The organism is Acinetobacter sp. (assembly GCF_036666595.1).
GTDB lineage: Bacteria > Pseudomonadota > Gammaproteobacteria > Pseudomonadales > Moraxellaceae > Acinetobacter.
Map to the genome: position 1 here is coordinate 1 of NZ_JAVWVO010000140.1, position 545 is coordinate 545.

Below are 545 nucleotides of genomic sequence, written 5' to 3' on the forward strand. Positions count from 1 at the left end.
ATTGGATTTGGTTGCAAATGGCTTTGGTATTTGTATCGTACCTGAAGAATTCTCTACAATTCTTCCAGATAAAGTAAAACTGCTCTCAATAAGTGATAAAAACAATCAATCTGAAGTTAAATTAATTTGGAAAAAAGTTAATGACTTAGTCATTGAAAATTGCGCTAAAACTATTCAGGATTTTTATAAATTAGATTTTTAAATCTTTCTAAAATTAACATAATACACCTTATATGAAATGCCATTGATTTATCTTTTTAAATCAGTATATTGAAAGGTGCCGCCCTGAATCACAGAGTAACAGGGCGGCACCTTTGTGATTTTTTACGTGTCACGCTTACTATTTAATCAAAGTTTCATGGTTATTATTAGTTTCTCTTAAGTTTCAGAATCCAATTATTTCTTAATAAAATACTTCCAATTTGCTTCAATCACTTTATCTGCCATTTGCTCGACTTCTTTACTATTTGCAAGCTGATCAACATATTCAGAACCACTTGAAGCTTGCATAAAAGAGTATCGAAATGTGGCCAAAGTAAAAAGCT

Annotated in this window: 1 pseudogene; it reads left to right on the forward strand. The window is 30.5% G+C overall.

Annotation, left to right across the window (positions count from 1 at the left end):
- Window positions 1–202 (forward strand): annotated as a pseudogene (locus RR876_RS17255) (LysR family transcriptional regulator); the annotation flags it as partial.
- Window positions 203–545 lie beyond the last annotated feature (343 nt).